The organism is Pseudomonas sp. (genome assembly GCF_028293835.1).
In the GTDB taxonomy this organism is placed as follows: Bacteria; Pseudomonadota; Gammaproteobacteria; order Pseudomonadales; family Pseudomonadaceae; genus Aquipseudomonas.
The window spans coordinates 1-7,953 of record NZ_JAQGNX010000054.1; the positions used below are offsets into that span (position 1 = coordinate 1).

The 7,953-nt window shown below is 57.8% G+C and carries 9 protein-coding genes; 8 read left to right on the plus strand and 1 reads right to left on the minus strand.

What is annotated here, in order from left to right:
• Nucleotides 1–765: 765 nt before the first annotated feature.
• The 3 genes from rluC to JWR17_RS06425 are packed head-to-tail and all read left to right on the plus strand — an operon-like array spanning nucleotide 766 to nucleotide 3,391.
• On the plus strand, nucleotides 766–1,722 hold the full coding sequence (gene rluC, locus JWR17_RS06415; RefSeq protein ID WP_299829446.1) for a 23S rRNA pseudouridine(955/2504/2580) synthase RluC: 957 nt from the start codon (nucleotides 766–768) through the stop codon (nucleotides 1,720–1,722).
• Nucleotides 1,712–2,383 carry an HAD-IA family hydrolase gene (locus tag JWR17_RS06420; protein WP_299829448.1) on the plus strand — a complete coding sequence of 224 codons (672 nt, stop codon included), beginning with the start codon at nucleotides 1,712–1,714 and terminating at the stop codon, nucleotides 2,381–2,383. Before rluC ends, JWR17_RS06420 begins: the two co-directional genes overlap by 11 nt.
• A gap of 12 nt (nucleotides 2,384–2,395) precedes the next feature.
• Nucleotides 2,396–3,391, plus strand: coding sequence for a S49 family peptidase (locus JWR17_RS06425; protein ID WP_299829450.1), 996 nt, complete (start codon nucleotides 2,396–2,398; stop codon nucleotides 3,389–3,391).
• 165 nt (nucleotides 3,392–3,556) lie between these two features.
• Here JWR17_RS06425 and JWR17_RS06430 read toward each other — a convergent pair whose 3' ends face one another.
• Nucleotides 3,557–4,135, minus strand: coding sequence for a nucleoside triphosphate pyrophosphatase (locus tag JWR17_RS06430; protein WP_299829452.1), 579 nt, complete (start codon nucleotides 4,133–4,135; stop codon nucleotides 3,557–3,559).
• A 104-nt stretch (nucleotides 4,136–4,239) separates the two neighbouring features.
• Between JWR17_RS06430 and JWR17_RS06435 the strand changes: the two genes are divergently transcribed.
• From JWR17_RS06435 to fabG, 5 genes are all read left to right on the plus strand, one after another.
• Nucleotides 4,240–4,767 carry a YceD family protein gene (locus tag JWR17_RS06435; protein ID WP_299829454.1) on the plus strand — a complete coding sequence of 176 codons (528 nt, stop codon included), beginning with the start codon at nucleotides 4,240–4,242 and terminating at the stop codon, nucleotides 4,765–4,767.
• 13 nt (nucleotides 4,768–4,780) lie between these two features.
• Entirely contained in the window at nucleotides 4,781–4,963 is a 183-nt protein-coding gene (gene rpmF / locus JWR17_RS06440; protein ID WP_008152339.1) for a 50S ribosomal protein L32, read from the plus strand.
• A gap of 4 nt (nucleotides 4,964–4,967) precedes the next feature.
• On the plus strand, nucleotides 4,968–5,975 hold the full coding sequence (gene plsX, locus JWR17_RS06445) for a phosphate acyltransferase PlsX (RefSeq protein ID WP_299829468.1): 1,008 nt from the start codon (nucleotides 4,968–4,970) through the stop codon (nucleotides 5,973–5,975).
• A 142-nt stretch (nucleotides 5,976–6,117) separates the two neighbouring features.
• A complete protein-coding gene (fabD, locus tag JWR17_RS06450; protein WP_299829471.1) occupies nucleotides 6,118–7,056 on the plus strand; it encodes an ACP S-malonyltransferase in 939 nt (312 codons plus the stop codon).
• A gap of 15 nt (nucleotides 7,057–7,071) precedes the next feature.
• Complete coding sequence (gene fabG / locus JWR17_RS06455; RefSeq protein WP_299829473.1) at nucleotides 7,072–7,815, plus strand: 3-oxoacyl-ACP reductase FabG; 744 nt, start codon at nucleotides 7,072–7,074, stop codon at nucleotides 7,813–7,815.
• The last annotated feature ends 138 nt before the right edge of the window (nucleotides 7,816–7,953 follow it).

The window sequence follows — 7,953 nt, forward strand, 5'->3', positions numbered from 1 at the left end:
CAGTGCGACACGCAACTCTTCGGGTTGAGTTGCGTTAATTAGCATTCTTTTCATGTAGTACCGTCGGTTTCCGGGCTGCCGGAAACGGCGTTCGGCACACACGACTTCTCACGGTCGGTGTCAGGGCGCGTCAGGAGCGGTTGGCCACTCCAGTGTCTAGCGAGGTTCCGACCAGAGGGGTCGAAGTCGCGACGACGTATCCTGCTTGCTGTGGTGACAAAAGACACCCTGTCAGCAAAAGCTTTGTCAGGAGGAGGAATCAACCATCGACAGTGGACGATATGAGCGTCTTGAATAAGCCTAGTGCTACACAGTCCGACGGTTGTGCGTCTCCACCCCACACGTATCCCTGATAATTCGGGTGCTGCCGCGCGCAGAATCCGCAGCGGGTTGGCATTTACCGCAACCTTCGATAGGGAAGGTCGCGCATCATGGCTTAAGGCGTTGTTTCCGAAACATTCGCTCGGAGTGTCTGAAAGCGACTGCACTTTGTGAACTGGCCGTGGATCTAGGCTCAGAAGGCGAGTGATAACTCTGCGATCTGGCTTGTTTCAGGCCTCATGTCACCTGCGCTTGTTACGTTTTCAGACCTTCCGTTATCCAGCGAAAGCCCCGTCGGACGGCCTTGCGTCCTCTTGAATTGCGATGGTCAGGGCCGGTGTTATGCCGTTTGTCCGCTGTCCAGGCCGCTTTTGGCGACGTTCGCGACTATAGCAGCAATCATTAAGTGCTTCAAATCCATAAAAAATTGTTATGATTTGCGGCATGACGAATATTGCCCCCCCAACCTCCGGCGTCCAGCTGGTCGAGGTTGCGCCGGAACTTGCCGGTCAACGTATTGATAACTTCCTCTTCACCTACCTCAAGGGCGTGCCTAAGACCTTGATTTATCGCATATTGCGTAAGGGTGAAGTACGGGTGAATAAAGGCCGCATCAAGCCGGAATACAAGCTCAAGGGCGGCGATATCATTCGCGTTCCGCCTTTGCGCCTGCCTGAGCGCGATGAGCCGGTTCCGGTAGCACAAGGTCTGCTGCAGCGCCTCGAAGCGGCGATTGTCTATGAAGACAAGGCGCTGATCGTGCTGAACAAGCCCGCTGGCATTGCCGTGCATGGCGGCAGCGGCTTGAATTATGGGGTTATCGAAGCCTTTCGTCAGATGCGTCCGGATGCGAAGGAGCTGGAGCTGGTCCACCGTCTGGATCGCGACACGTCTGGCCTGCTGATGATCGCCAAAAAACGCAGCATGTTGCGTCATCTACATGAGCAACTGCGCGGCGATGGCGTCGACAAGCGCTATATGGCACTGGTTCGCGGCAATTGGGCCACGGCCCTGAAGCGCGTTAACGCGCCGTTGCTCAAAAGCAACTTGCGCTCCGGCGAGCGCATGGTTGAGATCAACGAGGAAGGCAAAGAAGCGTTGACCCTGTTCAAGGTGCTGCGCCGCTTCGGCGATTTTGCCACCATGGTCGAGGCCAAGCCAGTCACCGGTCGTACCCACCAGATTCGCGTCCACACCCTGCACGCCGGTCATTGCATTGCGGGTGATACCAAGTACGGCGACGAAGATTTCAGCCGCGAAATCCGTGATCTGGGCGGCAAGCGTTTGTTTCTGCACGCTTACATGCTGACCGTACCGTTGCCGGACGGTGGCGAACTGAAACTCCAGGCGCCTGTGGATGAGATGTGGGCCAAGACGGTGGAGCGATTAAGTGCGCCCTGATTATAAATTGCTGATTTTCGATTGGGACGGCACCCTCGCCGATTCCATTGGTCGTATCGTCGAGGCCATGCAAGTAGCGGCGCAGCGGAGTGATATGCCGGTGCGTGATGATTTTGCGATCAAGGGCATCATCGGGCTCGGTTTGCCTGAGGCAATTCGTACGCTGTATCCGGAAATAAGCCCTGGCCAGATGCTCGATTTTCGTGAGCGCTATGCCGAAAGTTACGTGGCCCTGGAAGCCGTACCGTCGCCGCTGTTCGCAGATGTGGTGGACTCCCTGGCGGCGTTTCGTGCCGAAGGCTATCAAATGGCCGTTGCCACCGGGAAGTCTCGTCGCGGGCTGGATCGGGTATTGAGGGCCCACGGCTGGCAGGATTATTTTCAGATCACGCGTGCCGCCGATGAGTCAGCGAGCAAGCCGGATCCGTTGATGCTGCAGGAGATTCTGGAGCATTGCGGCGTAGTGCCTGAGCAGGCATTGATGGTGGGCGATTCATCGTTCGATTTGTTGATGGCGCGTAACGCCGGTATGGATTCGGTCGCGGTGGGCTACGGTGCGCAATCACTGGCCTCTCTGCTTGAATACCAGCCGCGTTTGGCCATTGAGCGATTTTCTGAATTGCGCAGCTGGTTGAGTGCGCCTGGCACCGAGTCTTTTTAAGGTAATCACTACATGTCGGATGAATGGAAAGGCAGCAATTCAGAAGCCCCGGACCCCAAAGGTGATGACAGAAGCTGGAGGCTGCTGGAAAAAACCCTGCTGGCAGGCGTCCAGGAGCAACGCCGTTCCCGGCGCTGGGGCATATTTTTCAAGCTGCTGACGTTCGCTTATCTGATTGGCGCGCTGGTGATCTTTACCCCGCTGATGGACTTGGGCAAGGGCGGCGGTTCACGCAGTGATCCCCATACTGCGCTGATCGACGTGCAGGGCATGATCGCCGACAAGGAAGCGGCCAGCGCCGACAACATCGTCGGTGCCTTGCGCTCGGCGTTCGACGACGCCAAGACCAAGGGCGTGATCCTGCGCATCAACAGTCCTGGCGGCAGCCCGGTACAAGCCGGCTATATCTACGACGAGATTCGTCGCCTGCGGGCCGAAAAACCCGACATCAAGGTGTACGCGGTCATAAGCGACCTCGGTGCTTCCGGTGCTTACTACATCGCCAGCGCGGCGGATCAGATCTATGCCGACAAGGCCAGTCTGGTGGGTTCTATCGGGGTAACGGCTGCCGGTTTCGGTTTTGTCGGGATCATGGACAAGCTGGGCGTGGACCGTCGTACCTATACCTCGGGCGAGCACAAAGCGTTCCTTGACCCGTTCCAGCCGCCCAAGGCTGACGAAACCCTGTTCTGGCAGGGTGTGCTGGACACCACGCATCGTCAGTTCATCGCCAGCGTCAAGCAAGGTCGCGGTGATCGCCTGAAAGATAAAGACCACCCTGAATTGTTTTCCGGGCTGGTCTGGACCGGTGAGCAAGCGTTGCCGTTGGGTCTGATCGATGGCCTGGGCAATGCCAGTTACGTTGCTCGCGAAGTGATCGGCGCCAAAGACATCGTCGACTACACCGTCGAAGATTCGCCGTTTGACCGCTTTACCAAAAAGCTCGGCGTAAGCATGGCTAATCAGCTAGCCATGTGGATGGGCTTCCAGGGGCCGTCGTTGCGTTAAATCTGTAGATGGATAGTGGATAGCCCGAATCCCGGTGGGAGCGAACGTGTTCGCGAAGGCCGCGACACGGTCTGGCAGCAAAACCGCGTCGCCTGCTTCCCGAACACGTTCGGTCCCACCGAATCTAGGCATGGCGCGGAATATCCGAACGCCGAGGATTACGGTTTACGGCACCCAGACCCCTTCAACCAGCAGCATGTCGATCAAGCGAATCAGTGGCAGGCCGACCAGGCTGGTGGCGTCGCTGCCTTCGGTGCTTTGGAACAGGCTGACACCCAATCCCTCGGCTTTGAAGCTGCCCGCACAGTCGTAGGGCTGCTCGGCGTGCAAGTAGCGTTCGATGCTGTCACGGGTCAGGTGACGCATGTGCACGATGAATGGCACGCAGTCGACTTGGCATTGGCCGGTGTGGCTATTGAGCAACGCCAGCCCGGTGAGAAAGGTCACGCTATTGCCGCTTGCCGCCGTCAGTTGCTCCAGGGCGCGTTCGAAGGTATGCGGCTTGCCCAGGATCTCCCCGTCGAGCACCGCGACCTGATCCGAGCCAATGATCAGATGCCCGGGATGGCTGTCAGCAAGCGCGCGTGCTTTCTCACAAGCCAGGCGCCGGACCAGATCAATGGCAGGTTCGTCGGCGCGTCGGCTTTCATCGATGTCAGGCGAGCTGCAAATGAATGGAAGGCGCAGGCGAGCAAGCAATTCGCGGCGGTAAGGTGAGCTGGAGGCGAGCAACAGGGGTAGCATGAAGTACTCCGTGGGTGAAAGTTGATTGTAATCAGCGGCTCCGGATACGCACAGGTTGAATTTCCTTTGACAGAGCAGTACCTCGTCCCTAGAATGCTGCGCCTATGTTGAATGACCCGATTCCACCTCATGTTGACCCGCGCAAATTAGCTGATCGTGGCACTACTCTTCAGGGAGAAGTACCGCTGGCCGATTTGGAGAGGCTCTGCGACCCGCTTTCCGATACCCTCGGTTCGGTGCAGGCGAAGTTTGTTTTTGAGCGCGACGAGCGCAGATCTGTGGTCATTCACAGTTCCATCGACGTCGAAGTCAAAATGGTTTGCCAGCGTTGTCTTGAGCTGGTCACCCTGCCGATCCACAGCGAATGCAGTTACGCTGTGGTGAAAGAGGGTGCGAATACCCAGTCGTTGCCGAAAGGTTATGACGTGCTGGAACTGGGCGAAGATCCACTGGATCTGCTGGCATTGATCGAGGAAGAGCTTTTGCTCGCCTTGCCCATTGTGCCTGCTCATGATCCGCAAGAATGCCAGCAGCCGGCGGACAATCAAGTGTCCGAGCCGAGCGTGGACGAGGTAACGCGGTCCAACCCGTTCAGTGTATTGGCGCAGTTAAAGCGTGACCCAAACGTTTAGGAGTTAATTAATTATGGCTGTTCAGCAGAACAAAAAATCCCGCTCTGCCCGTGACATGCGTCGTTCCCACGACGCCCTTACGGCTAGCACTCTGTCTGTAGAAAAAACCACAGGTGAAATTCACCTGCGTCACCACGTATCGCCAGAAGGCGTATACCGTGGTCGCAAAGTGATCGATAAAGGCGCTGACGAGTAATTACTTGTCCGCTTCGGTCATCGCGATTGACGCAATGGGCGGGGACTTTGGTCCCCGCAACATTGTGCAGGCCAGCATTGCTTGTTTGATTGCAACACCCTCGCTGCACCTGACCCTCGTCGGTCAAGCCCCCCTTATTGAAGAATTGATTGCCCGCCACTCCGGTGTGGATCGCTCACGTCTGCGTGTTGTAAACGCAACCGAAGTGGTTTCCATGGAGGATCGTCCTGCCCAGGCGTTGCGGGGCAAGCCCGATTCGTCCATGCGGGTGGCCCTTGGGCTGCTGGCCAGTGGTCAGGTTCAGGCGTGTGTCAGTGCGGGAAACACCGGGGCGCTGATGGCGCTTTCGCGTTTTGTGCTCAAGACCCTGCCCGGCATCGATCGGCCGGCCATGGTGGCGGCCATTCCAACCCAGCGCGGTTATTGCCAGCTGTTGGATCTGGGCGCGAATGTCGACTGTAGCGCCGAGCATCTGCTGCAATTTGCCCTGATGGGCTCGGTGGCCGCTGAAGCGCTGGGCGTGACCCGGCCTCGGGTGGCGTTGCTGAATATCGGCACCGAAGACATGAAGGGTAATCAACAGGTCAAATTGGCCGCCAGTTTGCTCCAGGCGTCACCGGGGCTGAATTACATCGGTTTCGTTGAAGGCGACGGTGTTTATCGAGGCGAGGCTGATGTGGTGGTGTGCGACGGGTTCGTTGGCAACATCCTGCTCAAGTCCAGCGAAGGACTGGCGACGATGATTGGTGCACGCATCGAAGCCTTGTTCAAACAAAACCTGTTGACCAAAGCAGTGGGTGCCCTGGCGTTGCCAATGCTCAAGCGTTTGCGTGCAGACCTGGCGCCAGCCCGGCATAACGGCGCAAGTTTTCTCGGTCTGCAAGGCATCGTGGTGAAAAGCCATGGCTCGGCCAGCGTGCAAGGCTTTCAGTTTGCGATTCAACGGGCTTTGATCGAAATCCAGGAAGACCTCCCGCAGCGGTTAAGCGGGCGTCTGGAGGAGTTGCTCTAGGCATCTGCAACATCATTGCCAGCAGATGATGTGACGCCTGCATCGGGTCATTCATCCAATTGTCCATCACGTTAGCCGTCAATGGCCGTATCTGGTGTAGCAGGTACCCATTTTCGACGACAAATTAATAGGGGCTCGTTCAATGTCTGCATCCCTCGCCTTCGTTTTTCCGGGTCAAGGCTCGCAGTCCCTCGGGATGTTGTCCGAGCTGGGCGCGCAGTACCCGCTGATCCTTGACACTTTTGCTGAAGCTTCCGCCGCACTTGGTTACGACCTGTGGGCGCTGACTCAGCAAGGGCCGGAAGAGCAGCTTAATCAAACCGACAAGACCCAGCCGGCGATCCTGACGGCCTCTGTGGCCCTGTGGCGCGTATGGCTGGCTGAAAACGGTGCGAGCCCTGCGTTCGTCGCCGGGCACAGCCTGGGCGAGTACAGCGCATTGGTGGCGGCTGGCAGCCTGAGCCTCAGCGATGCGGTCAAGTTGGTCCAGCGTCGCGGCCAATTGATGCAGGAAGCGGTACCGGCAGGACAGGGCGGCATGGCCGCCATCCTTGGGCTGGCCGATTCGGAAGTGTTGGCCGCTTGCGCCGAGTCGGCTCAAGGCGAAGTGGTCAGCGCGGTGAATTTCAACTCGCCGGGCCAGGTGGTGATCGCCGGTTCCGCAGCTGCCGTGGAGCGCGCCATTGAAGCCTGCAAGGCCCGTGGTGCCAAGCGCGCCATGCCGTTGCCCGTCAGCGTGCCGTCCCACTGCGAATTGATGCGTCCGGCCGCCGAGCGCTTTGCCGAGTCCATCGAAGCCATTGCCTGGCAAGCGCCGCAGATTAAGTTGGTGCAAAATGTCAGCGCGTCAGCCGTGACCGATCTTGCTACCCTCAAGCGCGATCTGCTTGAGCAGTTGTACAAGCCTGTGCGTTGGGTCGAATCCATTCAGTACCTGGCTGCCAATGGTGCTACCCGGTTGGTCGAATGTGGCCCGGGTAAAGTGCTTGCCGGCCTGAACAAGCGTTGCGCCGAGGGCGTGACGACTTACACTCTCAACACCCCAGACGCCTTTGCTGCCACCCGTGCGGCATTGGCCTGATTAGGAGAAGCTTGCATGAGCCTGCAAGGTAAAGTTGCACTGGTCACCGGTGCGAGCCGTGGTATTGGTCAAGCCATTGCCCTTGAGTTGGGGCGTAACGGTGCGACCGTGGTCGGCACCGCGACGTCTGAGTCTGGCGCCGAGCGAATCAGCGCAACCTTCAAGGAAAACGGCATCGAAGGCTTCGGCCTGATGCTGGATGTGTGTGATGCCGAATCCGTGAGCGCGACCCTGGCGTTGATTCAGGAGCGTGTTGGTGCACCGTTGATTTTGGTCAATAACGCCGGTATCACCCGCGATAACCTGTTGATGCGGATGAAAGATGACGAGTGGCATGACGTCGTCGACACCAACTTGAACAGTCTGTTTCGGCTGTCCAAGGGTGTTCTGCGTGGCATGACCAAGGCCCGTTGGGGTCGAATTATCAGTATTGGCTCGGTTGTGGGTGCCATGGGCAACGCCGGCCAAGTAAACTACGCGTCTGCGAAAGCGGGTCTGGAAGGTTTCAGTCGGGCCCTGGCACGTGAAGTCGGTTCGCGTGCGGTCACCGTTAACTCGGTGGCGCCTGGTTTTATCGACACCGATATGACCCGCGAGCTGCCGGAAGCGCAGCGCGAAGCGCTGATCACCCAGATTCCCTTGGGACGTCTGGGGCAGGCTCAAGAGATCGCGCATGTGGTCGCTTTTCTTGCGTCTGAAGGTGCAGGTTACGTCACCGGGGCTACAATCCCGGTAAACGGCGGCATGTACATGAGTTGAATGTGACGGACCAGTTCGAAAAAATGTCATACGAGCTGTCTAAAATCCGTTATAAAGCTGCAATCTATTAATAGGCGGACGGTGGTGGGATCGAGAGGGCAAGCATTGAGCTTGAAATAAGCAAAACCTCTTCTATAC

What these genes read in the sequence shown, in the direction of transcription:
- JWR17_RS06425 (WP_299829450.1), top strand. Translation starts at nt 2,396, where the DNA reads ATGTCGGATGAATGGAAAGGCAGCAATTCAGAAGCCCCGGACCCCAAA.
- JWR17_RS06430 (WP_299829452.1), bottom strand. Translation starts at nt 4,135, where the DNA reads ATGCTACCCCTGTTGCTCGCCTCCAGCTCACCTTACCGCCGCGAATTG.
- JWR17_RS06435 (WP_299829454.1), top strand. Translation starts at nt 4,240, where the DNA reads ATGTTGAATGACCCGATTCCACCTCATGTTGACCCGCGCAAATTAGCT.
- rpmF (WP_008152339.1), top strand. Translation starts at nt 4,781, where the DNA reads ATGGCTGTTCAGCAGAACAAAAAATCCCGCTCTGCCCGTGACATGCGT.
- fabG (WP_299829473.1), top strand. Translation starts at nt 7,072, where the DNA reads ATGAGCCTGCAAGGTAAAGTTGCACTGGTCACCGGTGCGAGCCGTGGT.
- rluC (WP_299829446.1), top strand. Translation starts at nt 766, where the DNA reads ATGACGAATATTGCCCCCCCAACCTCCGGCGTCCAGCTGGTCGAGGTT.
- fabD (WP_299829471.1), top strand. Translation starts at nt 6,118, where the DNA reads ATGTCTGCATCCCTCGCCTTCGTTTTTCCGGGTCAAGGCTCGCAGTCC.